The organism is Kitasatospora sp. NPDC058032, assembly GCF_042885845.1.
Classification (GTDB): domain Bacteria; phylum Actinomycetota; class Actinomycetes; order Streptomycetales; family Streptomycetaceae; genus Kitasatospora.
The window spans coordinates 95492-122332 of record NZ_JBHVRK010000019.1; the positions used below are offsets into that span (position 1 = coordinate 95492).

The window sequence follows — 26841 nt, forward strand, 5'->3', positions numbered from 1 at the left end:
TCGAGCGTAGGACTTCAAGTCCGCTTCACGTCAAGTGTGTCGTAAACTACACGATGTAGTGCACCGCAAGGAGGGTTTCCCGTGACCGACCAGACCACCCCGCAGGCCACGACCGCCCCCACGCCCCCGGCCGCCGGACCGGGCGGCGACCGCCGCGGCATGCCGGAGAAGCGGGTGGCGATCGCCCGCGCCGCGCGCACGGTGTTCGGCCGCGAGGGCTTCACCCGGACCAGCGTGGACGCCATCGCCGCCGAGGCGGGCGTCTCCAAGCGCACCATCTACAACCACTTCGCCGACAAGGAGCAGCTGTTCCAGTCGGTGGTCCTGGAAGGCGCCACCGCGGTGGCCGCCACCCAGGCCAGGATCGCCGACCGCCATCTGCGCAAGATCGTCGACCTGCGCACCGACCTGATCGACTTCGGCCTGGAGCGGGTCGACTCGCTCACCACCTTCGCCGAGCACTGGGCGCTGGTGCGCACCATCGAGGCCGAGGCGCTGCACATCCGCCCGGCGCTGCTGGAGGCCTGGCAGGAGGCCGGTCCGCGGGAGACCCACCGGGTGCTGACGCACTGGATGGCGGAGTTCGCCGAGCGCGGGCTGCTGGTGGTGCCGGACCCGGAGGAGGCCGCCCGGATGCTCAACCTGCTGACCTTCCTCGCCGTCGCCCAGCCCACCTTCTACGGCGCGCTCCCGATGCCGCCCGAGCGGATCGACGAGGTCGTCGCGAACGGGGTCACGGCGTTCCTCGCGGTGTACGGCGCCGGGCAGTAGCCTCCCGGGGAGCGCCCGGGCACCCGGGCCGCCACGACCCGCGGGGGGAACGGGACATGGAACTGACCGTGGTGGACATCGGGCCGGGCACGCCCGAGCTGCACCGGGACGTCGCACCGCTGATCCGGGCGCTGCGCCCGGCGCTCGGGGCCGACGCCTTCGCCGCCTTCGCCGCCGAGGCGCACGCCCAGGGGCTGGTCTTCACCGCCGCCTACGACGGGCGGGGGCGCTGCCTGGCGGTGGCCACCCACCGGGTGCTGGCCACCAGCCGGGGCCGGCTGCTCTTCGTCGAGGACCTGGTGACCGCGCCGGCGGCCCGCTCGGCGGGGATCGGCGGGCGGCTCTTCACGGTGCTCGGGGAGCGGGCCCGGGCGGCCGGCTGCGTGCGGATCGAGCTGGACTCGGGGACGGCCAACCATGGCGCGCACCGCTTCTACCACGCCCACCGGATGGCGGTCACCGCCCTGCACTTCGGCCTGGAACTGAAGTGACCGGACGCTGATCCGTCAGGTCCACGGCCGGACTTGACGGACCCGGCGGCGCGCCTTTGACCCTCCCGCGTGCCGCCGCCCAGGATTCCGGCCATGGGAGACATCACAGAAAGCAGCGCGGAAATCGCGCCCCTTTTCCTTTCCCGCTCCGAGATCCGGATCTCCGCCGCCCCGGCCGAGGTCTATTCCGTGATCAGCGACCTCCCGCGCTGCGGCGAGTGGAGCCCGGAGTGCCAGGGCGGCAGCTGGGTGTCCGGCGAGCCGTCCGCGGTCGGCTCGGTGTTCCGCGGCGAGAACCTGCGCAGCCCGGACGTGGTCGCCTGGGCGCCGGTGGTGCGCGGCACCTGGTTCACCCACGCCGAGGTGGTCGCCGCCGAGCCCGGCCGGACCTTCCGCTGGGCCATGCGGGACAGCGCCGGCCGGACCCAGGACAGCGTCTGGGCCTTCGACGTCGCGGCCGCGGACGGCGGCGGCAGCGTGCTGGTGCACCACTTCCGGATGGGCAGCGCCACCGAGGGGATCCGCGGGATCACCGCGGAGATGGACGAGGACGGCAAGCGCCGGTTCTTCGCCGAGTGGGGCGAGAAGGTCGCGGCCGACCTGGGGGCGACCCTGGAGCGGATCAAGCAGGTCGTCGAAAAGGGCTGAAAAAGCCAATCCCCCCCTGAAGCGATTCCGAAATCCCCTGCACGTCCCTGAAAGCACAGCGACCCGCAACCCCACCGAGAGGGCGGAACGGTGCTCCTTCAGCGCATAGCCAACCGGGGAATCCGACTGGGCACGCTCTTCGAGCGGGCCGCCGTCCGGAACGGCGCGAACGTGGTGATCCTCGACCACGACCTCGACATCGCTCCCGAGCTGGGCCGGCGGGCCACCGTCGCCGAGCTCGCCGACCTGGTCGACGACCACGCCTCCCGGCTGTGGGCGGCCGGGGTCCGCCCGGGCCGCCGGGTGGTGGTCCACAAGTCGAACAGCTTCGACATCACCCTGCTCGCCTGCGCCACGGCCCGGATCGGCGCCGTCCCGGTGCTGCTCTCGCCCCAGCTGGACGGCGCGACCGTCACCGAGCTGGTGCGCCGCACCGGCGAACCGTTCCTGCTCACCGACGCGGCCAAGCTCGTCGAGGAGCTGCCGGCCGAGGTCTTCGACCTGGCCTCCGGCGTCCTGCTGGCCTCCGGGGAGCACCCCGGCGCCGTCCCGCTGGCCACGCTGGCCGGCTCGCCGCGGGTCGCCCCGGTCACCCCGGCGCCCGACCACCCGACCCTGATCACCCACACCTCCGGCACCACCGGCACGCCCAAGCTGGCCGTGCACACCGGCCGCACCCTGGAGGCCCGCTACCGCCCGCAGGCGGCCGTGCTGCGCCCGGTCGTCCCCGGGCGGGAGACCATCGCGATCCACGTCTCCTTCGTGCACTCCCGGCTGGTCACCGCCCTGGCGATCTCGCTGTTCCGCGGCTTCCCGGTCCTGGTGCTGGCGCACTCGGAGCCCGCCCACGTCGGCGCGCTGTTCGCCCGGCTGCGCCCGGGGATCCTGGAGGCGCACCCCAACTCCTTCATGGAGTGGGAGGAGCTGGCGAAGGACCCGCGCCGCCCGCTGGCCAACGTCAAGCTGTTCTCGTCCACCTTCGACGCGATCCACCCGCGCACCGTGCGCACCATGCTGGCCGCCTCCGCGCGGCGCGCACCGGTCTTCGGCCAGCTGTACGGGCAGAGCGAGGTCGGCCCGGCGGTGGTGCGCTCGTTCTCCCGGCGGCGCGGCGCGGACGCCGACGGCCGCTGCGTGGGCATGCCGTTCCCCGGCTTCACCGACGTCCGGGTGGTGAGCCGCAACGGCGCGCCCCCGTCGGAGGACAACCCGGGGTTCATCGAGGTCCGCAGCGACGGCCGGATCGTCACGTACCTCGGCGAGCGGGCCCGCTACGAGCAGCAGGTCCAGGACGACTGGTGGCGGATGGGCGACGTCGGCTACCGCACCCGGTGGGGCTGTGTGCACCTGCTGGACCGCGAGGTGGACCTGATCGAGGGCTTCGGCTCCACGCTGGCCGCCGAGGACACCCTGTTCGCCCGGCTCGCCGAGCTCGCCGAGGTGGTGATCGTGCCCGGCCCGGACGGCCGGCCGGTCCCGGTCGTCTGCACCAAGGGCGACCGCCCGCTCGACCCGGCCGCCTGGCGGGCCGCCGCGGCGGGCCTGCCGCCGATGGCCGACCCGGTGCAGTGGCGGCTCGGCGAACTCCCGGCCACCGCCACCACCAAGATCAAACGGCTGGAGCTGGCCCGCCGGCTGGCGTCCGCCGAGAGCGACGGGCCGCTCCGGTGAGCGGGGGCCGCGACACCGCCGCGACCGTGCTGGTGGCCGGCGGCGGGATCGGCGGGCTGGCCGCCGCACTGGCCCTGGCCCGGGCCGGCCACCGGGCGGTGGTCCTGGAGCGGGCGGCGGAGTTCGCCGAGATCGGCGCGGGCATCCAGATCGCGCCGAACGGCATCCTCGCGCTGGAACGGCTCGGCCTCGGCGACGCCGTCCGGGCGGCCGGGGTGCACATGGCCGAGCTGCGCTTCATGGACGGCGTCACCGGCGAGCACGTCACCAGCCTGACCCTCACCGAGCGCTACCGGCAGCGGTTCGGCAACCCGTACGTGGTGGTGCACCGGGCCGAGCTGCACGGGCTGCTGCTGCGCGCCTGCCGGGCCGAGCAGCGGATCGAGCTGCGCGCCGCCACCGCCGTCACCGGCTACCGGCAGGACGCCGCGGGCGTGACCGCGCTGCTGGCCGGCGGCGGCGCGGTGCACGGCGACGCGCTGGTCGGCGCGGACGGCATCCACTCGGCGGTCCGCGCCCAGCTGGTCGGCGACGGCGAGCCGCGGATCTCCGGCATCACCGTGTACCGGGCGGTGATCCCGATGGAGCTGGTCCCCGAGGAGCTGCGGCTGCTCACCTCGGTGACCTGGTGGACCGGCCCGCACTGCCACTTCGTCCACTACCCGATCGCCGGCGGGGCCTTCCTCAACCTGGCCGCCTCCCGGGACAACGGCGCCACCGAGGCGCTCGCCAACGTGCCGGTCCCCGAGGAGACGGTCGCGGAGCAGCTGGCGGGCCTGGCCGCGCCGGCCGCCCGGCGGCTGCTGGCACTCGGCGAGGGCTGGCGCTCCTGGGTGCTGGTGGACCGCGACCCGGTGGAGCGCTGGACCGACGACCGGGTGGCGCTGCTCGGCGACGCCGCGCACCCGATGCTGCACTACGCGGCCCAGGGCGCCTGCCAGGCGCTGGAGGACGCCGTGCTGCTGGGCGAGTTGGCCGACGGCACCGACGCGCTCGCGCGGGCCTTCGCCTCGTTCGCCGCCGAACGGCGCGCCCGCACCGCGGCCGTGCAGCGCGCCGCGCGGGAGTCGATCCGGCTCTGGCACCCGGCGGGCGAGGCCGCCGAGGCCCGCAACCGGCTGCTGCGCGGCTTCTCCGAGGGCGAGCTGCACGAGCGGGTGGCCTGGATGCACGGAGTCAAGACCTTTTCATCATCTGATCACCACAACTACGATGGCGAGCCGTGGGAATGATCGACCGTCATCTCCAGATCTGTGTCATCGGCGCGGGCCCGCGCGGCCTGTCGGTACTGGAACGACTCTGCGCCAACGAACGAACCCGGCCCGCCGGGTCCACCGTCACCGTGCACGTGGTGGACCCGGCGCCCCCCGGCGCGGGCCGGGTCTGGCGCACCGACCAGTCCCGGCACCTCCTGATGAACACGGTGGCCTCGCAGATCACCGTGTACACCGACGACAGCGTACGGATCGAGGGCCCGGTCGAACCCGGCCCGAGCCTGTACGAATGGGCAAAGTCCCTTGCCCGGGAGGGCGGTTCCGCCGGCCCTCCGGCCCACCGCGACGACCAGATCCTGGCCGAGGCCGCCGACCTGGGCCCGAACACCTACCCGACCCGCGCCTTCTACGGCCAGTACCTGCACGACGCCTTCCGCGCCGTGGTCGCCGCCGCCCCGCCCACCGTGACCGTCCGGGTGCACCGCTCCCGGGCGGTCGCGATGGCCGACGCGCACGGCTTCCCCGGCGGCCCGCAGGGCGTCCGGCTGGAGGACGGCACCCGGCTGAACCGGCTGGACGCCATCGTGCTCGCCCAGGGCCACGTCCCCGCCCGGCCCACCCCGCGCGAGGCGCGCACCGCCAGCCTGGCCCGGATCCACCACCTCGACTACGTCGCCCCCGCCAACCCCGCCGACGTCCACGTCACCACCCGGCCCGGCCAGAGCGTCCTGCTGCGCGGCCTCGGCCTCAACTTCTTCGACCACATGGCGCTCTTCACGCTCGGCCGCGGCGGCCACTTCGAGCGGGTCGACGGCACCCTGGTCTACCGCCCCTCCGGCACCGAGCCCAGGCTCTACGCCACCTCCCGGCGCGGCATCCCGTACCACGCGCGCGGCGAGAACGAGAAGGGCGCCCACGGACGCCACCTGCCCCGGCTGCTCACCACCGAGGTGGTCGCCGCGCTGCGCGAACGCGCCCGCCGGGGCGAGCCGGTGCGCTTCGCCACCGACCTGTGGCCGCTGGTCTCCCGCGAGGTGGAGGCCGTCTACTACGGCGCGCTGCTCACCGCCAGGGCCCGCGGCGCCGAGCGCGCGGACTTCACCGACCGCTACCTGACCGCCGACGACCCGGCCGCGGTGCTCGACGCCCACGGCCTCCCGGCGACCGAGCGGTGGAGCTGGGACCGGCTCTCCCGCCCGTACGCCGGGCGGGAGTTCACCGACCGCGCGGACTTCCGCGGCTGGCTGCTCGACCACCTGCGCCAGGACGTCGCCGAGGCCCGGGCCGGCAACCTCAGCGGCCCGCTGAAGGCCGCCCTGGACGTGCTGCGCGACCTGCGCAACGAGATCCGGCTGGCGGTCGACCACAGCGGCATCGAGGGCGGCTCCTACCGGGACGACCTGGACGGCTGGTACACCCCGCTGAACGCCTTCCTGTCCATCGGTCCGCCGACCGAACGGATCGAGCAGCTGATCGCGCTCGTCGAGGCCGGCGTGCTGGAACTCCTCGGCCCCGGCACCGAGATCCGGATCGACCCGGTCGACCCGGCGTTCACCGCGCACTCCACCGCCGTCCCCGGCCCACCGGTCCGGGCCTCGGTGCTGATCGAGGCCCGGCTGCCCGAACCCGACCTGCGCCGCACCGACGACCCCCTGCTGCGCCACCTGCTGGACACCGAGCAGTGCGCCCCCTACCGGATCCCCGACGGGCACGGCGGCAGCTACCAGACCGGCGGCCTCGCCGTCACCGAGCGGCCCTACCGGCTGCTGGACGCGCGCGGCCGGGCGCACCCGCGCCGCTTCGCGTACGGCGTGCCGACCGAGGCCGTGCACTGGGTGACCGCCGCCGGCATCCGCCCCGGCGTCGACTCGGTGACCCTGGGCGACTCCGACGCCATCGCCCGCGCGGTGCTGGCGCTCTCCCCCGCCCCCGAGTGGCCCGCCGCGCCGCTGCCGCCGCGGGAGGGCACCGCCGGCGCCGACGGCGCGTTCCTGGTGAACGAGACCGACGAGACCCGACCGAGAGGCGTCGTCGTATGACCGACCAGCACACCGCCCCGACCGGGGCCGACACCGACTCCGGGCTGCTCTCGCCCGTCCGGGCCGGCACCCCGGTCGAGGCGGCCGTGGCCGACCGGGCCTGGCTGCAGGCCATGCTGGACGCCGAGGCCGCACTGGCCCGCGCCCAGGCCGGGCTCGGCACGGTGCCCCCCGCCGCGGCCGCCGCGATCACCCGGGCCGCCCGCGCCGAGCACTTCGACGCCCGCGAGCTCGCGCTCGCCTCCCGGGAGACCGCCAACCCGGTGGTCGGCCTGGTCCAGGCACTGGCCCGGGTGGTGGCCGCCGAGGACCCGGCCGCCGCCGAGTACGTGCACCGCGGCTCGACCAGCCAGGACATCCTGGACACCGGCGCGATGCTGGTCGCCGCCCGGGCCCTGCGGCTGATCCGCGCCGACCTGGAGCGCACCGCCGGCGCGCTCACCGCGCTGGCCGCCGAGCACCGGGACACCGTGCTGGCCGGCCGCACCCTGGCCCTCCAGGCGGTGCCCACCGCCTTCGGCCTCAAGGCCGCCGGCTGGCGGCAGCTGGTGCTGGACGCCGACCGCCGGCTCGCCGCCGTCCTGGCGGACGGGCTGCCGGTCGCCCTCGGCGGCGCCGCCGGAACCCTGGCCGGCTACCTGGAGTACGCCCGGCTGGACGGCCCGGACCCGGACGTCGACGCCGGCGCCTACCTGGACCGGCTGGTGGACGCCTTCGCGGCGGAGACCGGACTGGCCCGCCCGGCACTGCCCTGGCACGCGCTGCGCACCCCGATGGCCGACCTGGCCGCCGCGCTGGCCTTCACCGCCGGAGCGCTCGGCAAGATCGCGGTGGACGTGCAGTCGCTGACCCGCACCGAGGTCGGCGAGGTGGTCGAGCCGGCCGCCGCCGGGCGCGGCGCCTCCTCCGCGATGCCGCACAAGCGCAACCCGGTGCTGTCCACCCTGCTGCGCAGCGCCGCGCTCCAGGTGCCGGTGCTGGCCGCCGGACTGACCCAGTGCCTGGTCACCGAGGACGAGCGCTCCGGCGGCGCCTGGCACGCCGAGTGGCTGCTGCTGCGCGAGTGCCTGCGACTGGCCGGCGGCGCCGCGTTCACCTCGGTGGAGCTGGCCGAGGGCCTGCTGGTCCGTCCGGATCGGATGCGCGCCAACCTGGAGCTCACCGGCGGACAGCTGGTCTCCGAGCGGATCGCCGCCCGGCTGGCGCCCGCGCTCGGCAAGGCGGAGGCCAAGCGGCTGCTGACCGAGGTCTCGCTGACCGCCGACCGGGAGGGCCGTCCGCTGGCCGAGGTGCTGGGCGAACGGCCGGAGCTGACCGGGCACTTCACCCCGGACCGGATCGCCGAGCTGTGTGACCCGGCCGGGTACACCGGCGCGGCCGGCGCCCTGGTGGACCGGGCGCTGCGGACCTGAACGCGCGGCCGGGTGCCGGGGTCCCGGGGGCGGTGAGCCCCCGGGACCCCGGTCCGCTCAGCGGATGACGGTCTTGGTCCGCATCAGGAACTCCCCGAGGTAGCCGTCGTGCGGCACCCCCGGCCGGATCCAGTACGTCGGGTGGTCGCCCCGGTAGACGTTGGCGATGCTCGGCTCGCGCAGCAGCCGGTCGAACAGCTCGTCGTCCGCGGTGAGTGCGGTCAGCACCAGCGAGTCGCGCAGCGGCGCGACCCCGGCCTCCGGGCTCCACGGCGCCACCCAGACGCAGGGGAAGGCGAGTTCGATCCCGGCCTGCTCGGCGTCCGGCCGGTCCAGCTGGTGCACGGCCGGGCGCAGCACCGCGCTGCCGTCGCCGAGTTCGGCCACCACGCCGTCCCCGCCGAGCCAGGCCCGGGTGCCGGCCGCCCGGCGCAGCAGGTACGCCTCGATCGCCCGGGCCTCGGCGACCGGCTGGACGGAGAGCACCGCCTTCTCGTCCTCCGGCGGCAGGGTGGGCAGCGCGGAGAGCCGCTCGGCGATCGCCGCCGCCAGCGGCGCCGGGTCGCCCTCGACCAGCACGGCGGTGGCGTTGATGCAGGCCACCCCGCCCTGGTGGGCGATCGAGTCGACGACGGTGTCCAGGTGCTCCCGCCAGTCGGTGTCCCGGGTGATCAGGATCTTGGAGCGCCCCGGGCCCTGCGGCAGCACGGTGCTGCCGGCGTACTTGCGGACCACGTCGTCGCCGCCGTAGACCATGCCGAGGTCGGCGCCGGCCAGCAGTTCGTCGGCGACGTCGTGGTCGGTGGGCAGCAGCACCACCTGGTCGGAGCCGAAGCCGGCCAGCCGCAGCGCGGTGACCAGCCGGTGCGGGGTGAGCGGTTCGCGCCGCGAGGGCCGGACGGCCACCCGGTAGCCGAGCGCCAGCGCCTCCAGCCAGAGGCCGTGCGGGCCCGGGTGGTTGCCGGCCGCGTGGACGGCGAACACCTCGCCGCGCCTGGTCCACACCGCGCTGCCGCGGCGCGTCGCGCTGTCCCGCCAGTCGGCCACCGCCCCGGCCGGGCGGGCCTGCTGGGCGGCCCAGCCGGCCTTCTCGGCGGAGTCGGCGATGGCCCGGACGGCCTCCCGGACCACCCCGATCGGCACCCCGGAGACCCGGGCCACGGCCCGCTGGTAGCCGTTCAGGTCCAGGCCGTCGATGCGCTCGGTGAGGAAGATCCGCCCGGCCCTGGCGAGCGCGGCGGACCGCTCCTCGGCCGGCAGCGGCTCGGCGGCGTGCAGGGCGCTCATCGCCCGGGTGACGAACAGCCTCGGCACCAGGCTGAGTTCGGCGAACGGCGCGCCGGTGACGTCGCCCACCACGGTGCGCCGGCGGGCCCGGTACGGCTCGCCGGGGCCGAGCGCGTCCAGCTGCAGCAGGGGGGACGGCTGCGAGGGCCGGGGCTGCTCCGACATCAGTACACCCCCTCGACGACCGTCTCGTTCTCGAACTCCCGGACCGGCGCGATGTCCGCGACCGAGTCCCCGGGCTGTCCGGGCGGCGAGGGGATCCGGGTGGCGAGGTCGCGCTCCAGGTTGTTGGGCACCAGCAGCCCCTTGGAGACGTGGTGCATCACCACCTGGCCGCGCTCGCCGTACTCCACCGTCCGCCCGGTCTCCGGGTCGACCACGCCGAAGCTCATGTACGGCGCGAAGGGGTCGTAGACGCAGGGGTCGTCGTCGGTCAGCCCGGGACGCTCGCCGGCGTTGCCGAGGATCATGGTCGAGCCGTAGCCGCTGTAGAGCACGGCCTTCGGGAAGACCTCGGTGCGGTAGAGGTGGCGGGTGTCCGGGTCCAGCTGGGTGCCGACCCAGTTGATCGCCCGGACCTTCTCGTCCACCAGCCGGGCCAGGTCGTCCCGGCGGGCGATCCGCTCCAGCACCGGCGGGGTGCAGAGCAGCACGCCGACGTCCTGGGTCTCCAGCACGAAGGCGACCTGGTCGACGATGTGCTCGGCGTAGGCGGCGGCCTCCTCGCCGCGGCCCGCCGAGATCAGCTTCTTGACCCAGCGCGGGTCGAGGTCGACGGTGAAGGCGAGGCCCCCGCGCAGCGCGGTCTGCGCCTTGATGACATCGCCGACCATGTGCGGGCCGGTGGGCCCGACGACCAGCCAGTTGACGTCCTGCGGCACGCCGTGCAGGTCGAGTTGGGCGCTGGACCAGCCGAGCAGCCGGTCCAGCCAGTCGCGCAGCAGCAGGATCCGCTTGGGCGCGCCGGTGGTGCCGCCGCTCTCGTAGACGCCGACCACCTCGGCGCGCCCGCCGTAGCCGCGCGGCAGCAGGTCCTCGACCCGGGCGGTGCGCAGCTCGTTGGCGAGGTTGGGGAACTTCGCGAGGTCGGCGTGGGTGGTGACGTCGGTGAGCGGGTCGAAGCCGAGCGAGCCGGCCCGGGCGAGCCAGAACGGGGAGCCGGTCTCCGGGGAGAAGTGCCAGCGCATCGCGGCGCGCAGGTAGGCGTCCGGGTCGGGGCCGGCGTCGAAGGGCAGGTCGAGCAGGGGGTCGGGCAGCGGGCCGGGCCCTTCCAGGACAGGGCTTTCCGGAACGGGGGTCACTGGGGTCCCTCCTCGGGGAGGCGGTCGGTGCCGGGCGGGTTGTCGATGGCGTAGCGCCAGCGGCCGTCGGCGCCGCGCCGGGCGACGTCGGTGGCGGTGCCCGCGGAGCGGAACGGGTTGCCGTCCGGGTCCTCGCCCTCGATCAGGTAGTCGCCGATCAGCAGGGCGAGGTCGCCGGTGGTGTAGCAGTGCCGCAGTTCGATGCGGATCGGCAGGCCGAGGGCCAGGAAGCCGGCGACGGCGGCGCGCCGGTCGTCGCCGGTGAGCACCGTGCCGGGGCGGTCGACGAAGGCGGCGCCGGGTTCGAAGAGCGGTTCGACGGCGGCCGGGTCGCCGGTGTTGAAGGCCTCGGCGAAGACGGCGGGCAGCCGGGCCGGGTCGGTCGGCGGGGTCGCGGAGGTCATCGCGGAGGTCATCCCGTCTGGACGCCGGCGGTGACGCCGCCGGCGGGCTGGGCGGGCAGCCGGTCGAGGCTGAAGCCGAAGTGGGTCTTGTAGGCCTCCAGCACGGCGGCGTCGCCGGCGAACTCCTGGGTGCTGCGCTCCCCGCCGGCCAGCGTGGAGAGCTGGTTGCCCTTGAGGGTGATCCGGCCGTCCTCGGTCCGCAGGGTGCAGAACACGTCCTGCAGGAAGGGCGATTCGGGCGCGGTGCGGTACCACCAGAGGGTCGGGCGGAAGTCCTCGATCCGCACCGGGCGGTCGTCCAGCCGGTACAGCGGCCTGCCGTTCAGCAGCACGTCGAAGCCGCCGCCCTCGACGTCGACCAGCTGGAACTCGCCGTCCGGGTCGTGCTGGACCTCGCGCGAGGCCAGCCGCAGCGGGTGGCGGCTGTTGCGGCCGAAGCCGGTGTCGACCAGCCACTGCTCGCCCTCCACGGTGACCCGCAGGGCGAGGTGGCACAGGGCGGCGCCGAGCGTGCCGCCGGGGCGGTGGACCCGGCCGGGGAGGATCTCCACCGGGTAGCCGAGGGCGGTGAGCAGGAACGAGAAGGCCGGGTTCACCTCGTAGCAGCCGCCGCCACGGTGCTGGCGGACGATCTTGTCGAGGACCTGCTCGTCCATGTGGACGGGCTCGTCGAGGTGGTAGCCGAGGTTCTCGAAGGGCACGGACAGCACGTGCCGCTCCTGGAGGCGGGTGAGCGCGGCGAGGTCGGCCCGCTCGGGCCGTTCGGCGCCGATCCGGGCGAGATACGCGTCCACCAAGGCGTCGTCCAGCACGGTGATCTCCTTGTCGGTGATTGCGGTGGTTGCGGTGGTTCCGCCGGGGTTTTCCGGCTCCGGTAATGCTTTTCCAGGTGGAACGGCTGGGGGACGTGTACGACTCGTCAGGGGAATTCCGGCCGTTCCGGCGCTTTCCGCCCGGCGGACGGTAATGCCAACGCGTGTTCGATCAGATCCCCGGTGATCCGCACGCCGTCACGGGTGAGCACCGACTCGGCGTGGAACTGCACCGAGGCGAAGCCCGGTCCGCGCAGCGCGTGCACCTCGCCGGTCGCGGCGTCCCGGGCGATCCGCACCGGGCCGACCCCGGGCGCCTCGAACCACACCGGCCCGTCCGGCCCGCCCGGCCCGCCCGCACCGGCTTCGTCGGCCTCGTCGGGCTGCCAGGAGGCGGCGAAGGTGTTGTAGAAGCCGACCCGCTCGGCGGCGCCGAACAGGTCGATCGCGCGCTGCACGCCCTGGTTGGGCACCGCGCGGCGGACCAGCGGCAGCCCCAGCTCGGCGCTGAGCACCTGGTGGCTCAGGCAGACCGCCAGGAAGGGCCGCCGCGCGGCCAGCAACTCCCGGACCGCCGAGCGGAGATGGGCGATCTTCGGGTGCGCGGTGTCGCGCGGGTCCCCGGGCCCCGGCCCGAGCACCACCAGGTCCGTCCCGGCGAGCGCGTACGGCTCGTCGAACCGGCGGACCTCGACCTCCAGGCCGAGCGCCCGCAACTGGTGGCCGATCATCGCGGTGAAGGTGTCCTCGGCGTCCACCACCAGCACCCGCCGCCCGGCCAGCCCGGGGCGCGGCCCGGCCCGCTCCGCCTCCCCGGCCAGCCAGAAGTCCGCCAGGCCCCCGTTGCGACCGGCCAGCGCCGCCCGCACCCGCGGGTGCGCGGCGAACCGGTCCCGGCCGCCCTCGGTCAGCGCGGCCAGCAGGCCGGCCGCCTTGGCCCTGGTCTCGGCCACCTCGGAGAGCGGGTCGGAGTGCCGCACCAGGGTCGCCCCGACGCCGATCCGCAGCCGGCCGCCGGGCGCGATCTCGGCGGTGCGGATCAGGATGCCGGAGTCCAGAGTGCGCCCGCCGGCCGCGTCCCGGCCGATCAGCGCGGCCACCCCGCTGTAGTAACCCCGGCCGCCGGGCTCGTACTTGGCGATCACCCGGGCGGCGGACTCCAGCGGGCTGCCGGTCACCGTCGGCGCGAACAGCGTCTCGCGCAGCACCTCGCGCGGGTCCCGGCCGGTGCGGCCCTCGATGAAGTACTCGGTGTGCGCGAGCCGGGCCATCTCCTTGAGGTACGGGCCGACCACCCGGCCGCCGCCCGGGCAGATCCGGGCCATCATCTTGAGTTCCTCGTCGAGCACCATGGAGAGCTCCTCGCTCTCCTTGCGGTCGGCCAGGAAGTCCATCAGCCCGTCGAGGTCCGGGCCGCGCTCCGGGTAGCGGTAGGTGCCGCTGATCGGGTTCATCACCGCCCGCCCGCCGTGCACGCTGATGTGCCGCTCCGGGGTGGCGCCGACCAGCGTCCGCTCCCCGGTGTGCACCAGGAAGGTCCAGTAGGCGCCGCTCTCCCGCTGCAGCAGCCGGCCGAACAGGGTGAGCGCGGCGGACCCGGCGTCCCCGGCGACACCGGCCAGGTAGGAGCGCTTGAGCACGAAGTTGGCGCCGGTGCCCTCACCGATCTCCTCGGCGAGCACCCGGCGGACGGTCTGCGCGTACTCCTCGTCGCCGAGGTCGAAGCCGCCGCCGGTCAGCTCGATCGGCCCGTCCGGGAGCCGGGCGAGCAGGTCGGCGAGCGGCAGCACGGCCTGCTCGGTGACGGTCAGCGCGAGCAGCGGGGCGCCGTCGTCCGGGGCCTCGAAGCCGCGCTCGGCGATCTGCCGGTAGGGGACCAGGGCGAGCAGCTCGTGCCGCTCGCCGGCCGGTTCCCCGGGCCGCGCCGGCTCCCCGGGCTCCTCGGACAGTGGCAGGTCGGCCAGCACCGCCGGGGCGGACACCTCGCCGATCAGCAGCTCCACCAGGCCGGGGCCGGTGGCCTCCGGCCGGTGCAGCAGCGCGAACGCGGGCGGCCCGTCGGCCAGCACCCGGTCCAGCGGGGACGGTCGGTCGTTACGCACCGAGCCCGGCACCCCCGTCCACCGTGAGCGCGTGCAGGGTGACGTGGCCGGCCTCGTCGGAGAGCAGGAAGGCCACCGCGTTTGCGACGTCCTCGGGGCGGCCCAGCTTGCCGAGCGGGATGCCGACCTTGTAGGCGGACGGCAGCCCGGCGACGGTGGCGGCCCGCCCGGCCTCGCCGTCCGACCACATGGCGCTGAGCATCGGGGTGTCGGTGGAGCCGGGCGCGACCACGTTGCAGCGGATGCCGTACCGGGCCACCTCCAGGCCGAGGCTGCGGGTGAAGTGGGTGGCCGCCGCCTTGGAGGCCGCGTAGGCCGCCATCTCGGTGCGCGGCACGAGGCCCGCGTTGGAGGCCACCGTGACGATCGCGCCGTGCCCGCGCGGGATCATCCGGCGGACCACCGCCCGGGAGACCCGGAAGACACCCTCGGCGTTGATCGCGAAGGTGGTCCGCCAGTCCTCGTCGCTGAGGTCGCGGATCGCGCCGAGCCGCAGCACCCCGGCGTTGTTGACCAGGTGGTCGAGCGGTCCCAGCCGCTGCTCGGCGGCCTCGACGGCGGCCTCGACGGAGGCGCTGTCGGTGACGTCGGCGGGGATCGCGGCCACCGTGCGGCCCTCGGCGGTCAGCTTGCCGGCGAGCTCGGCGAGGCGCTCGGCGTCCCGGTCCACGGCCGCGACGAGCGCACCGCGCTCGGCCAGCAGCCGGACCACGGCGGCGCCGATGCCGCCCGCCGCGCCGGTGACGAATGCCACCTTGTTTCTCATGTGCGGACCTCCCTGGGGGACGCGGCCCGGGGGACGTGGGCCGCGGGTGGGTTGGGGTGGTGCACGGGACGGAACGGGGTGGTGCGGTGCCCGGCCCGGACCCGGGTTCGGGCCGGACTCGGGCCGGGACCGGGGCTCAGGGGCGCCAGGCGGACACCACGGCGAGCGCCTGGCCCGGGTTGAGCCTCGGGTCGCACAGGCTCGTGTACTTGTCGCCGACCCGGGCCAGCCCGGCCCCGTCGTCGGCGCACTCGGTGACGTCGTCCGGGGTGGTCTCCAGGTGCAGTCCCCCGTCGACGCCGCCCTCGGAGCGGACGGCCTGCTGGAACGCCTCGACCTCCCGCACCAGCGCCGGCACCAGCCGGGTCTTCAGCCCGTCCGGCCCGGTGACGGTGTTGCCGTGCATCGGGTCGCTGAGCCAGACCACCGGGTGGCCGGCCGTGCGGACGGCGCGGACCAGCCCGGGCAGGACCTCGGCGACCCGGTCCGCGCCGAGCCGGGCGATCAGGGTGAGCCGGCCGGGCTCGCGGCCCGGGTCGAGCAGGGCGCACAGCCGCAGCAGCTCCTCCACCGCGGTGGCCGGGCCGACCTTGCAGCCGACCGGGTTCACCACCCGGGCGAGCAGCGCCACATGGGCGCCGTCGGGGTCGCGGGTGCGCTCGCCGATCCACGGGAAGTGCGTGGAGGCGAGCAGCGGCCGGCCCCGCTCGTCCCGGCGCAGCAGCGGCAGTTCGTAGTCCAGCAGCAGCGCCTCGTGGCTGGTCCACGGCGGCGGCCCGACGGCGGCCGGTTCGCCGGGGGCGAGCCGGCCGAGGTGGTCCATCACCCGCCGGGCCGCCTCGTAGCCGGCCGTCAGCCGGCGCGGGTCCGGGGTGCGCCGGGCCCGGTCGGGTTCCGGACCGTTGACCAGATGGCCGCGGTAGACCGGGAGTTCGATGCCGTCGCACCGCTCGGTGGGGCGCGAACGGGGCTTGGCGTACTGGCCGCCGATCCGGCCGATCCGCACCACCGGGCGGTGCGTGGTGAGCTTCAGCCGGCCGGCCAGCAGGTCGAGCAGCGCGGCCTTGCGGGCGACGTCCCCGAAGGTGCTCTCCTGGGGGTCCTCGGCGCAGTCGCCGGCCTGCAGGACGTGCGCGCGGCCCTGCGCGACCCGGGCGAGCAGGGCGCGCAGCCGGTGCACCCCGGCGGCTGCCACCAGAGCCGGTCGGTCGGCCAACTCTTTTCGGACGGCGGCGAGTTCGACCGGATCCGGCCAATCGGGCTGCTGCCCGGCGGGGCGGCCGGCGAGGACGGCCGCGAGCGGGTCGTGCACTGTGCTCTCCCTCCCGGGTGGGCGGACCCGCCCGGTCGCTAGTCGGCGAGACCGCGGACCAGTCCGGCCACCCGGACCACCCGGCGGGCCTGGAACTCGACGGCGGCGATGTTCTCCTCGTGCACCTGACCGGGCACGTTGCGGGAGACCGCGCTGGCCCCGTACGGGTTGCCGTTGTTGGGGCGGAACAGCACCGGGTCGGTGGAGCCGGTGGCCAGGATCAGCGAGCCCCAGTGGCAGAACGCGTTGTGCAGCGCGAGGATCGTCGTCTCGTGGCCGCCGCGCGGCGCCGAGCCCGAGGTGAACGCGGAGACCGCCTTGTCGGCCAGCCCGCCGGGGATCGACAGCGGCGCCGTCGAGTCGACGAACCGCAGCACCGGCGCGGCCGGCAGGCCGAACCGCACCGGGGTGCCGATCAGGATGCCGTCCGCCCAGGCCAGGTCGTCGAGGGTGGCCTCGGGCACGTCCGCGGTACGGACCCGCAGCTCCCGGGCGGCCTCCTCGGTGCCCGGCACGTAGGTGTCGTCCGGCAGGTCCGCGATCCGGCGCAGCCGCACCTCGGCGCCCGCCTTCCCGGCGGCGTCGGCCGCCGCCTCGGCCAGCCTGGCGACATTTCCGGTCGACGAGTAATAGATGACGGCAATGGTGGTCACGGCGGTGAACTCCTCGGGGACGGCGGCGCGTTCCCCCGATGGTTGACCGTGGACCGGCGAGCGGCCAACGGAGTTCCCGGCACTTCGTCAGGTGGCGGCGGACTCCATCAAATACTCGCCGATCACTTCACCGGCCCCGACCTGACATTGACCGGAGGGCTCACTTTTCCGGGCACGAATTGCTCCCTATCCTCGGTCCACGGCCCGTTTGCGGACCGTCGCAGAGCCGAGGAGCAGTGATCCCGCAGTGAAGAAGCCGCCGGCCGCCTCGCCCCGCACCGGAGACCTGCGGCCGTTGATCTCCGAGGGCGTCTCGCCCTGGCTGGACGGGATCCACCGCGGTCTGGCCACCTCGGGCCTGCTCGGCCGGCTGATCGAGCGCAGCGGTCTGCGCGGCGCCACCACCAACCCCGCCCTGCTGGCCGGCCCGCTGCGGCACGATCCGGCCTACGCCGACCAGTTGGCCCGGCTGGCCGGCCACCACGTCTCCGCCGAGGGCTCGGTCTGGGCCGCCACCGTGCACGACCTGCGGCTGATCTGCGAGGAGTTCCTCGGCGTCTTCCGCACCACCCACGGCCACGACGGCCTGGTCTCCGCCGACCTGGACCCGCGGCTGGCCCACGATCCGGCCGCGACCGTCGCGGAGGCCGTCGAACTGGCCCGCGCGGTGGACCGGCCCAACCTGCTGGTGAAGATCCCGGCCACCCCCGCCGGGCTGGCCGCGATCCGCGACTGCCTGGGCCTGGGGCTCGGCGTGCACGCCACCGGCCTCTACTCGGTACGGCGCTACGGGCAGGTGGTGGACGCCTACTTCGACGGTCTGGAGCAGGCACTGGCGGCCGGCCACCGGCTGGCCGGCATCGCCTCGGTGGCCTCGCTGCCGGTCGGCCGGGTCGACCGGGAGATCGACCGGCGGCTCGCCGCGATCCCCGGTCCGGACGCCGCGGCGCTGCGCGGCCTCACCGCCCAGGCCGCGGCCCGGCTGATGTACCGGGCCTACGAGGACCGGCTCGGCGACGGCCGCTGGCGCACCCTGCGCGCCTCCGGGGCCCGCCCGCAGCGGCTGCTGTGGACCGACTCGGCGCTCGGCGGGGCCGCCGCGCAGGCCCGGTACGTGGCCGGTCTGGTGTCCTGGGGCACCGCGCACGCGATGACCCGGCCGGTGCTGGAGGAGGCGGTCCGCAAGCTCCGGCTGGAGGGCGACACCCTGCTCGGCCGGCACGAGGCGGCCCGCGCGGTGCTCGACCGGCTGGGCCGGCTCGGCATCGACTACGGCGCGGTGGCCCGGCGGCTGGAGGAGGAGAGCGTCCCCGGGCTGGTCGAGCACTGGCGGCGGCTGCACACCGCCGTCGAGGGCCGCCCGGCCGGCCTGTCCGGCGATCCGGAACCGGCCCGACTGAGCTGATCGCAACGATCACTGACGTGCCGTCATCGCCTTGGCATGTGTCCCCGTCGGGTGCCCGGACCCGTTCTTGACGGGACCAACCGCCCCCGCATACCTTCCGATCAGCAGGCCGTCACGCACTCCTTCGTCCAGGAGGGCCTGGGGGAGGGAAGGTCATGGCGCGACGGTCGGCCGACTCAATCGCGTTCAACGTCCTGGAACTGCTGGCCAGCGAGGCGCCGGCCGCCGAGGTGGCGGAGCTGGTCGAGCAGGCCCGGCGGGGCTGCGAGTCCGCCCGGGAACGGGAGGCGCTCTGCCGGATCGAGCAGCTCGGTCTGTCCATCCGCTCCCAGTCCCAGCGCCGCCGCCGGCGCGAGGCCGGGCTGACCGCACTCGCCGACACCGCCCGCGACCTGGCCCTGCCGTACGAGCTGGACAGCCTGCTGCGGGTGATCACCCGCCGGGCCCGGCTGCTGCTGGGCGCCGACCTGTCCTGCCTGACCACCACCGAACCGCCCGGCGGCGAGCCGGGGCCGGGGCCGGTGCGGATCCGCACCACCGACGGCACCTGCGGGTCGCTGCGGGCCGGTCTGGCCGTGCCCGACGGCTTCGGCCTGGGCGGCGGCGTACCGGCCGACCCGGGACCGTTCTGGACCCCGGACTACCTCGCCGACGAGCGGATCCGGCGCAGCCCGGTGGTCGACGCGACGATCCGCGCCGAGGGGCTGCGGGCGGTGATGGCCGTCCCGCTGGGCCACCGCGGCCGTCCGTTCGGCACGCTGTACGTCGCCGAGCGCGCGGTGCGCTACTTCACCACCGACGAGATCTCGCTGATGGCCGCGCTCGGCGACCTCGCCGGGGTGGCGATCGAGAAGGCCCGGCTGCTGGAGCGGGCCTCCCGGGCGCCCGCCGGACCACCGGTCCGGCCGGTCGACCCGGCGGACCCGGCGGACCGTTCGGACGGCGCGAACCGTTCGGACGACACGGACCGGGCGGACCCGGCCGGTGAACTCGCCGAGGTGCACCGGAGCCTGGTCGACCTGGCACTCTCCGGACGCGACCCGCACGCCCTGGTCCGGGACGCCGGCCGCCGGCTCGACCTGGGCCTGCGGGTGTACGCCAGCGACGGCACCGTGCTCGCCTCGGCCGGCGAGCTGCCCGAGCTCGACGAGCCGACCGTGCTGGCCACCGCCGTCGACACCCACGCGGCCGGGCGTCCGCTCCGGCTGGCCGGACCGCTCTGGGCCGCCCCGGTGCGGGCCGGTTCGACGGACCTCGGCACCCTGCTCGCCCGCCCGTCCGACCGGCGCGCCGAACGGGCCGCGGAGTTCTGCCAGAGCGTCGCGCAGGCCCTCGCGGTCGCCCTGCTGCTGGAGGGCGAGCGGTCGGCCGCCCCGGCCCGCCCGGTCCGCGACGAGCTGCTCGACGAACTGCTCAGCAACCCGCAGCGCCCGCCCCAGCAACTGGCCGCGCGGGCCCACCGGCTGGGCATCGACCTGTCCGCCGAGCACGTCCTGGTGGTCGCCCGGCCCGAGGGCGAGGCCCAGGGCCGGACCGCGACCTGGGCCGGCCTGTACGCCCACCGGATGGGCGGCCTCAAACGGGTGCACAACGGCCGGGCGGTGCTGCTGCTGCCCGGTGCCGATCCGGGCCGGGCCGCCCGGGCGGTCGCCGAGGAGCTCACCCCGCTGCTCGGCCTGCCGGTGACGGTCGGCGCGGCCGGGCCGGTCTGCGACCCGACCTCGGTCCTGCACGGCTACCGCGAGGCGCTGCGCTGCCTGGACGCGATGACCTCGCTGGGCGCCGTCGGCCGCGCCGCCTCGGCTCGCGAACTCGGGTTCGTGGGCGTTCTGTTGGCGGACAACCATGACATCGACGGGTTCATCGAGTCGGCCGTCGGGCCGGTCCTCGACTACGACCGGCAGCGGCTCACCGAGCTGACCCGCACCCTGCAGGCCTGGTTCGAGACCGGCAACAGCCCGACCCACGCGGCGCAGCGGCTGCATGTGCACCCCAACACGGTGGCCCGGCGGCTGGAGCGGATCGGCGAGCTGCTCGGCCCGGACTGGCTGAAGCCCGAGCGCTCCTTCGAGATCCAGCTGGCGCTCAAGCTCTGCCGGGTGCGCCGGGTGCTGCTCGACCGCAACACCCGCAACACCCGGGACGGGCGCGAGGGCCGGGACGGCCGCGACAGCCCCGACACCCTCGACGCCCGGGACGTCCGGGACGCCCGCGACCCGAGCGACACCCGCAACGGCCACCCCGGCCCGGGCGGCTGACACCCGCCCGAGGCTCACGGCCGGTCGTCGCCGCGGGCCAGCACCGCCACCGCGTGCGCCGCCGAGGCCAGCGTGATGTGCCGGTGCCAGCCGCCGAACGAGCGCCCGGCGAAGTCCCGCACCCCGACCCGGTCGGCGGTCCGGGTGAAGTCCCGGTCCACCCGATCGGCCAGCCGGGCCAGCCGCACCAGCCCGGCCGGCGGCAGGTCCACCAGGTCGGTGAGCCACAGCTCAGCCGGCCAGCGCCCGCCGACCGTGCCCACCCCGAGCAGCAGCAGGTCCGCGCCGCCGCGCCGCCCCCGGTTCGCCCGGGCGGGACCCGGCCAGGCCGGACGCACCCGCACCGCGGCCACCAGCCCGGCGCGCAGCGCGCCCGCCGCGTCCGACCAGACCACCGGCCGGCGCAGTTCCCGGGCGGCGGTGAGCAGTTGGCAGGCCGGCCCGGGCCCGGCCGGGTGGCCGGGCAGCGGCGCCACCGGCCGCAGCGGGAAGGAGCCGTTCACCCGGACCAGCATCGGCAGCCGCTCGGCCCGCATCCGGCGCACCAGCCGCAGCCCGTCGGCGTCCCGGGCGTCCGCGACCACCGGGCGGGCCGGCAGGCCCCAGCGGGCGGGCAGGCCGAGCACCGCCTCCAGCGCGCAGTCGCCGAGGCTCTCCGCGTCCACCTCGTCCGGGATCAGGGCCTGGCTGCGCCGCGGCGCGTCCTCCAGCCAGGTGCGCGGCAGGTGCAGCCGCCAGTTGACCGGCCCGCTGAAGCTCTCCGAGGCGGCCCAGACGCCCACCGCCTGCTGGGCGTTGAGCACCTGGCCGAGGGCCGGGATGAAGCGGCGGTCCACGCCCACCGAGTGGTCGCCGGCCTTCGGGACGACCATCGGGCGCAGCACGTAGGCCTGCGGCGGGGCGATCCGGGCGAGGTGCTGGGCCAGCGCCTGGCGGACCGGGCCCCAGTCCCAGGTGGAGCTGGTGATGAAGTGGTGCAGGCTCTGCTCGGCGGCCGGACCGCCGACCACGGTGGCGATGTTGCGGATCGACTTGCGTCCGCTCGCGCCGAGCAGTCCGCGCAGGTACTGGTCCCCCTTACGGCGCTGGTCGCTGCGCGGGAGCGAGGCGAACAGCACCGCGCACAGCTCCTTGAGCAGCACCTCGTGCGAGGCGTCGAGCAACCGGCCGTCCTCCGGCGGGGCCTGCGGCTCCACCGGCAGGGGTCGGGTGATGGCTGTTCCGCTCATCGGTCCCCCTCGAATCGCGGTGTGGCTGCGCCGTGCTCACGCTAGGGTTCGCGCCCCGTCCCGCTAAGGTGCGCGGCCCACCCGTCCGGCGCGGTCGGTGGTGGCCCGGCCACCGGGGTCCCGCCGACCGGTGCGGGGGTTCCGCATTCCGGTACGGCGGGGCCCGGCGGCCGGGCTCGGTCGGGCACCGGGCCCGGTGCTCAGGCGGTGAAGTCCGCGGCGTGGTCGCGGGCCCACTCGGCGAAGGTCCGGGCCGGGCGGCCGGTGAGCCGCTCCACCGTGTCGGACACCTCGGTGGGGACGGCGTCGGAGCCGGCCCAGTAGCCGACCACCGCGTCCATCACCCAGACCGGCACGATCGGGGCGAGCGCCTCGCGCGCCTCGGCCTCGGTCAGCTCCTCGAACTCCAGCGGCCGTCCGAGCGCCTCGGACAGCGCCGCCAGCTGCTCGCGCTGGGTGATCGAGACCGGGCCGCTGAGGAAGTACGCCTGCCCCTCGTGGCCCGCCCCGGTGAGCACGGCCGCCGCGACCGCGGCGATGTCCTTCTCGTGGATCGCGTCGCTGTGCGACTCCGGGTACGGGAAGCGGATCCGCCCCTCGGCCCGGATCGACTCCGGCCAGCCCCACATCAGGATGTTGGTGGCGAAGTTGTGCGGCCGCAGGAAGGTGTGCGGGATCCCGGAGGCGAGCACCGCCTCCTCGACCGCGCGGTGCATCTCGACGATCGGCTTCTGCACCGGGAAGGACTCCACCACGGTCTGCGAGGAGAGCACCACGACGTGCCGCACTCCCGCCTCCTTCGCCGCGGCGAGGAAGCCGGCCGTGCCCTGCGGGACGGCGTAGAGGAACACCTTCTCCACCCCGGCCAGCGCCGGGGCGTGGGTGTCGGGGTCGGTGAGGTCGAGCACGACGGTCTCGACCTCGGCCGGCGGCGTCAGCTTCTCGGGGGTCCGGGCGCCGGCCCGGACGTCGGCGCCGGCCGCCAGCAGGTGTGCCAGCACCTCGGCGCCGACCTGGCCGGTCGCCCCGGTGACGAGGATCTTGCCCATGGGTACGGCTCGCTTTCTGAACGCGGGTCAGGACGATGGGGAGGACGGGGACGTGGTCGTGCCGGCCGGCTTGCGGCGCGGGGCGGAGAACCGCCGGGTGACCGGCGCCTCGACCAACCGGTACAGCACCCAGGAGAGCAGCACGGTCACCGCGATGGCGAGCAACAGCAGGCCGACACCCTCGACGGTGGAGTACATCCGGGTGCCGAGCAGGTCGCGCAGCTCGGTCAGCACGATGAAGTGCAGCAGGTAGAAGGCGAAGGAGATCTCGCCGAGCCAGGTCATCGTCCGGTTGCGGAAGGGGGTGAACCGGCCGTCCCGGTCGGCGATCGCGGTGGCCGCGACCAGCAGCGCGATCGGCAGCACGGTGAGGGCGCGCTGGGCGTACAGGTAGGGCACCCAGCGGGTGGCGGCGTAGCCGGCCACCAGCAGCACACCGGACCAGACCATGCCGATGTCGCGCCAGCGGCCGGAGCGCACCGCGAGCGCGACCAGGATGCCGAGCGCGAAGTCGACCATCCGCACCGGCGGGAGCACGTAGGCGAACCAGTACTGGGAGACCGAGGCCTGGTAGCCCCCGGGAACGCCCGGGGTGTCGGGCAGCAGCAGGTAGGCGAGGGCGGGGGTGGCGACGACGGCGGCGACCGCCCCGGCTGTCCAGTACGGCAGCCGCTCGGGGCGGATCGCGCGCAGCACCCGGTGCAGCAGCGGGAAGGAGAGGTAGAAGACCAGCTCGGCGCCGAGCGACCAGCTCGGCGGGTCGACGCTGAAGTAGGTGTTGAAGTCGGGTATCCAGACCTGCAGCATCAGCAGGTTGAGCACCGCGGTGCGGACCGGGGTGTAGGCGCCCGCGAACAGCACCAGGGCCAGCGCCCAGGTGACCACGTAGTTCGGGACGATCTTGACCAGGCGCCGCCGCCAGAAGCCGGTGGCGGTGTCGCCGGGGCGGGCCGACCAGGTCAGCACGAAGCCGCTGAGCACGAAGAAGAAGGCCACGCCGAGGCCGCCGGCCTGGTCGGCGAGGTCGGTGAAGCGGTACTCGGTGCTGTCGTCGGCGAAGAACCGCAGGGTGGGGATCGGCAGCGCCGCGTGGTAGGCGAAGACCGCGAGGGCGGCGGGGAAGCGCAGGCCGGTCAGGGACGGCAGACGGACGGCGGCTGGGCGCGTCGTGCCCGGTCCGCTCCCGCCGGCGGGTCTCGGTCCCGGCTGGGCGAGGAGTCGGTCGGTGGCCATGGTTCCGTCCTTGGGGTCGGGCGATGGGTGGGGACGGAGGCAGGCCGGCCCCACCCGCAGGCCAAGTAAACTACTCCGTGCAGATGAGAGATTGCACCGATCGGTGTAGCATCTATGTCAGGTCGGGGGACAACCCGTCCCCACCCGGCTTTCCTTCCGAGACAAGGGAGTTGACGAACGATGCCGCGATCCGACGCCGCCCGTGCGCATCTCCCGCAGGATCGGCCCCATGCGTGCAGCGTTCATTCCGCAGCTCGGACCGGCCACCCTCATCCGTCACGGCGAGGTGCCCGAGCCGGTCCCCGGTCCCACCGATGTCCTGGTCGAGGTGACCGCCGTGTCGGTCAACCCGGTCGACACCTTCGTCCGCTCGGGGCTCTTCCCGACCGCACTGCCCTTCCCGTTCGTGATCGGGCGGGACCTCGTGGGCACGGTGGTCCGGGCCGGCCCCGGCGCCCCCGGCTTCACCCCCGGTGACCGGGTCTGGAGCAACAGCCTCGGCCACGGGGGCCGGCAGGGCGCGGCGGCCGAGCGCGCGGCCGTCCCCGCCGACCGGCTCTACCACCTGCCCCCGGACACCGACCCGGCCGAGGCCGTCGCCGTCGTCCACCCCGCGGCCACCGCGTACCTCGCCCTGTTCACCCACGGCGGGCTGCGCACCGGCGAGACCGTGCTGGTCGGCGGCGGGGGCGGCAACGTCGGCGGCGCCCTGATCGTGCTGGCCGCCGAGGCCGGGGCGCGGGTGGTCGCCACCGCGGACCCCGCCGACGCCGGGCACTGCCGGGCCCTCGGTGCCGCCGAGGTGCTCGACTACCGTGCCCCCGACCTGCCCGACCTGCTCCGCGCCGCCTGCCCCGGCGGCATCGACGTCCACCTCGACACCTCCGGCACCAACGACCTCGCCACCGCCGTCGACCTGCTCGCCCCGCGCGGCCGGATCGTGCTGCTCGCCGGCGCCCGCTCCCGCCCCGAACTGCCCGCCGGCCGGCTCTACATGAAGGACGGCTCGATCCGCGGGTTCGTCATCTCGCACGCCACCACCGCCGAACTCGCCGAGGCCGCGGTCGCCGTCAACCGGCTGCTCGCCGCCGGCCGGCTGCGCCCGCGGGCCCTGGAGATCCATCCGCTGAGCGCCGCCGGCGAGACCCACCAGCGGCTGGAGAAGGGCGAGTTGAACGGCCGACGGGTCGTCCTGACCCCCGGGCCGTGACGGCTCGCCCCGCGTCCCCCGCACCTCCCGCACGCCCGTACACCCGTACACCCGTACGCCCCTGGCCGACGCTCCCCCGACCGCCTCCGAAAGGCTCCCCCATGTCCCCGTCCGCCGGCGCCGAGCAGGCCGCCGGGCCGCGCCGCTCGGGCCTCCTGCTGGCCCTGCTGGCGTTCGCCCAGTTGATCGTCTCGATCGACTACAACATCGTCTACGTGGCGCTCCCGGAGATCGGCAGCGGCCTCGGTTTCTCCGCGCAGACCCTGCAGTGGGTGGTCAGCGCCTACGCGGTCGCCTTCGGCGGCTTCCTGCTCTTCGGCGGCCGGGCCTCCGACCTCTTCGGCCGCCGCCGGATGTTCGTCCTCGGCCTGCTGCTGTACGCCGGCTCCTCGCTGCTCGGCGGCCTGGCCGGCGTCCCCGGCCTGCTGGTCGCGGCCCGCGCCCTGCAGGGCCTCGGCGGCGCCTTCCTGTTCCCCGCCACCCTCGCCCTGGTGGTCACCGGCTTCGCCGAGGGCCGCGAGCGCAACCGGGCCCTGTCGGTCTGGGCGGCGGCCGGCGCCAGCGGCATGATCATCGGCTCGCTGGCCGGCGGGGTGCTCACCGAGGCCTTCGGCTGGCAGGCGGTCTTCTACGTCAACGTGCCGCTGGCCGGCGGCGCCGCCCTGCTCGCGCCCCGGCTGATCGCCGCCGACGGCCCGCGCGAGAGCGGACGCTCCTTCGACCTGCCCGGCGCGCTGACCTCCACCGTCGGCGCCACCCTGGTGGTCTTCACCCTGGTCCAGGCACCCGCCTCCGGCTGGACCTCGCCGCTGGTGCTGACCACCGCTGTGCTCGGCCTCGGCCTGCTCGCCGCCTTCGTGGCGATCGAGTCCCGGGCCGGCGACCCGCTGATGCCGCTGCAGCTCTTCCGCAACCGCAACCTGTCCACCGGCGTGCTCACCACCTTCCTGTTCATGGCGAGCTTCGGCACCCTGCTGTACTTCCTGACCGTCTACTTCCAGACCGTGCACGAGTACAGCGCGCTGCGCACCGGCGTCGCCTTCCTGATCCCGATGGCCTGCGGCTTCCTCGGCTCGATGCTGGGCGGCCGGCTCGCCACCCGCTTCGGCGCCCGCAACACGCTGATCGCCTCCTACCTGTTCGGCGCGCTCGGCACCGCCGCGGCGGCGCTGGCCATGGAGCCGGACGGCAGCTACGTCGCCCTGCTGCCGGGCCTGGTGGTGCTCAGCGTCTGCCAGGGCGTCATCTTCACCACGATGTTCGCCGCCTCCTCGACCGGGGTGCACCCCTACGAGCAGGGCATCGCCTCCGGCATCGTCTCCACCGGCCAGCAGGTCGGCAGCGCGGTCGGCCTCGGCGCCCTGGTGGCGATCGCCAACGCCGGCACCGAGGGCCTGACCGGCGAGGCACTGCGCTCGGCCACCACCGACGGCCTGCGCACCGCCGTCCTGGTCGCCACCGGCGGCATCGTCGCCCTGGTCCTGGTCGCGCTCGGCTTCGAACGCGCCCCCCGCCCGGCCGCGGACGCCGTCGACGACGGCGCCGCGAAGAGCCTGGCCTGACCCACCCCGCCC

At 75.3% G+C, this 26841-nt stretch carries 22 protein-coding genes; 11 read left to right on the top strand and 11 right to left on the bottom strand.

What is annotated here, in order from left to right:
* Nucleotides 1-81 precede the first annotated feature (81 nt).
* The 7 genes from ACFVUH_RS27050 (at nt 82) to ACFVUH_RS27080 (ending at nt 8246) form a co-directional block, all read left to right on the top strand.
* Nucleotides 82-771, top strand: coding sequence for a TetR/AcrR family transcriptional regulator (locus ACFVUH_RS27050; protein WP_355367089.1), 690 nt, complete (start codon nt 82-84; stop codon nt 769-771).
* Nucleotides 772-827: 56 nt separating this feature from the next.
* Nucleotides 828-1262, top strand: coding sequence for a GNAT family N-acetyltransferase (locus ACFVUH_RS27055; protein ID WP_387915831.1), 435 nt, complete (start codon nt 828-830; stop codon nt 1260-1262).
* 93 nt (nt 1263-1355) lie between these two features.
* A complete protein-coding gene (locus ACFVUH_RS27060; RefSeq protein WP_387915832.1) occupies nt 1356-1910 on the top strand; it encodes an SRPBCC family protein in 555 nt (184 codons plus the stop codon).
* 90 nt (nt 1911-2000) lie between these two features.
* Nucleotides 2001-3581, top strand: coding sequence for a class I adenylate-forming enzyme family protein (locus tag ACFVUH_RS27065; RefSeq protein WP_387915834.1), 1581 nt, complete (start codon nt 2001-2003; stop codon nt 3579-3581).
* Nucleotides 3578-4813, top strand: coding sequence for an FAD-dependent monooxygenase (locus ACFVUH_RS27070; RefSeq protein WP_355367101.1), 1236 nt, complete (start codon nt 3578-3580; stop codon nt 4811-4813). The genes ACFVUH_RS27065 and ACFVUH_RS27070 overlap by 4 nt, the downstream gene beginning before the upstream one ends.
* Nucleotides 4810-6834, top strand: coding sequence for an FAD/NAD(P)-binding protein (locus tag ACFVUH_RS27075; RefSeq protein ID WP_387915872.1), 2025 nt, complete (start codon nt 4810-4812; stop codon nt 6832-6834). The genes ACFVUH_RS27070 and ACFVUH_RS27075 overlap by 4 nt, the downstream gene beginning before the upstream one ends.
* On the top strand, nt 6831-8246 hold the full coding sequence (locus ACFVUH_RS27080; protein ID WP_387915835.1) for a lyase family protein: 1416 nt from the start codon (nt 6831-6833) through the stop codon (nt 8244-8246). Before ACFVUH_RS27075 ends, ACFVUH_RS27080 begins: the two co-directional genes overlap by 4 nt.
* 57 nt (nt 8247-8303) lie before the next feature.
* Here ACFVUH_RS27080 and ACFVUH_RS27085 read toward each other — a convergent pair whose 3' ends face one another.
* The 8 genes from ACFVUH_RS27085 to ACFVUH_RS27120 form a co-directional block, all read right to left on the bottom strand.
* Nucleotides 8304-9698, bottom strand: a complete 1395-nt coding sequence (locus ACFVUH_RS27085; RefSeq protein WP_387915837.1) for an aldehyde dehydrogenase family protein — start codon at nt 9696-9698, stop codon at nt 8304-8306.
* Nucleotides 9698-10834: a phenazine antibiotic biosynthesis protein gene (locus ACFVUH_RS27090; RefSeq protein ID WP_387915838.1), complete on the bottom strand. Its 1137-nt coding sequence runs from the start codon at nt 10832-10834 to the stop codon at nt 9698-9700. Before ACFVUH_RS27090 ends, ACFVUH_RS27085 begins: the two co-directional genes overlap by 1 nt.
* Entirely contained in the window at nt 10831-11238 is a 408-nt protein-coding gene (locus ACFVUH_RS27095) for a DUF4440 domain-containing protein (protein ID WP_355362129.1), read from the bottom strand. The genes ACFVUH_RS27090 and ACFVUH_RS27095 overlap by 4 nt, the downstream gene beginning before the upstream one ends.
* An 8-nt stretch (nt 11239-11246) precedes the next feature.
* Nucleotides 11247-12050 carry an arylamine N-acetyltransferase gene (locus tag ACFVUH_RS27100; RefSeq protein WP_355362131.1) on the bottom strand — a complete coding sequence of 268 codons (804 nt, stop codon included), beginning with the start codon at nt 12048-12050 and terminating at the stop codon, nt 11247-11249.
* A 107-nt stretch (nt 12051-12157) separates the two neighbouring features.
* Entirely contained in the window at nt 12158-14152 is a 1995-nt protein-coding gene (locus tag ACFVUH_RS27105) for an anthranilate synthase family protein (protein WP_387915840.1), read from the bottom strand.
* A complete protein-coding gene (locus tag ACFVUH_RS27110) occupies nt 14145-14918 on the bottom strand; it encodes a 2,3-dihydro-2,3-dihydroxybenzoate dehydrogenase (protein WP_387915841.1) in 774 nt (257 codons plus the stop codon). The genes ACFVUH_RS27105 and ACFVUH_RS27110 overlap by 8 nt, the downstream gene beginning before the upstream one ends.
* Nucleotides 14919-15054: 136 nt before the next feature.
* Nucleotides 15055-16230, bottom strand: coding sequence for a 3-deoxy-7-phosphoheptulonate synthase (locus ACFVUH_RS27115; protein ID WP_387915842.1), 1176 nt, complete (start codon nt 16228-16230; stop codon nt 15055-15057).
* A 38-nt stretch (nt 16231-16268) separates the two neighbouring features.
* Nucleotides 16269-16883 (bottom strand): NAD(P)H-dependent oxidoreductase, encoded by a 615-nt coding sequence (locus ACFVUH_RS27120; RefSeq protein ID WP_355362139.1) that lies wholly within the window; start codon nt 16881-16883, stop codon nt 16269-16271.
* Between the two features lie 247 nt (nt 16884-17130).
* Here ACFVUH_RS27120 and ACFVUH_RS27125 point away from each other — a divergent pair, with 247 nt between their 5' ends.
* Both ACFVUH_RS27125 and ACFVUH_RS27130 read left to right on the top strand, forming a co-directional pair.
* Complete coding sequence (locus ACFVUH_RS27125) at nt 17131-18288, top strand: transaldolase family protein (protein ID WP_387915843.1); 1158 nt, start codon at nt 17131-17133, stop codon at nt 18286-18288.
* A 155-nt stretch (nt 18289-18443) separates the two neighbouring features.
* The gene (locus ACFVUH_RS27130; RefSeq protein ID WP_387915845.1) at nt 18444-20546 is read left to right on the top strand and encodes a helix-turn-helix domain-containing protein; all 2103 of its coding nucleotides are present in this window, start codon (nt 18444-18446) and stop codon (nt 20544-20546) included.
* Nucleotides 20547-20560: 14 nt separating this feature from the next.
* Here the strand turns inward: ACFVUH_RS27130 and ACFVUH_RS27135 are convergent, their stop codons facing one another.
* The 3 genes from ACFVUH_RS27135 to ACFVUH_RS27145 form a co-directional block, all read right to left on the bottom strand.
* Nucleotides 20561-21775: a transposase gene (locus ACFVUH_RS27135; protein ID WP_355362144.1), complete on the bottom strand. Its 1215-nt coding sequence runs from the start codon at nt 21773-21775 to the stop codon at nt 20561-20563.
* Between the two features lie 200 nt (nt 21776-21975).
* Nucleotides 21976-22824, bottom strand: coding sequence for an NAD(P)H-binding protein (locus ACFVUH_RS27140; RefSeq protein WP_387915847.1), 849 nt, complete (start codon nt 22822-22824; stop codon nt 21976-21978).
* Nucleotides 22825-22851: 27 nt separating this feature from the next.
* Nucleotides 22852-24057, bottom strand: coding sequence for an acyltransferase family protein (locus ACFVUH_RS27145; RefSeq protein WP_387915849.1), 1206 nt, complete (start codon nt 24055-24057; stop codon nt 22852-22854).
* A 229-nt stretch (nt 24058-24286) separates the two neighbouring features.
* Here ACFVUH_RS27145 and ACFVUH_RS27150 point away from each other — a divergent pair, with 229 nt between their 5' ends.
* Entirely contained in the window at nt 24287-25267 is a 981-nt protein-coding gene (locus ACFVUH_RS27150) for an NADPH:quinone reductase (RefSeq protein WP_387915850.1), read from the top strand.
* Between the two features lie 101 nt (nt 25268-25368).
* Entirely contained in the window at nt 25369-26829 is a 1461-nt protein-coding gene (locus tag ACFVUH_RS27155; protein ID WP_387915851.1) for an MFS transporter, read from the top strand.
* Nucleotides 26830-26841: the final 12 nt, after the last annotated feature.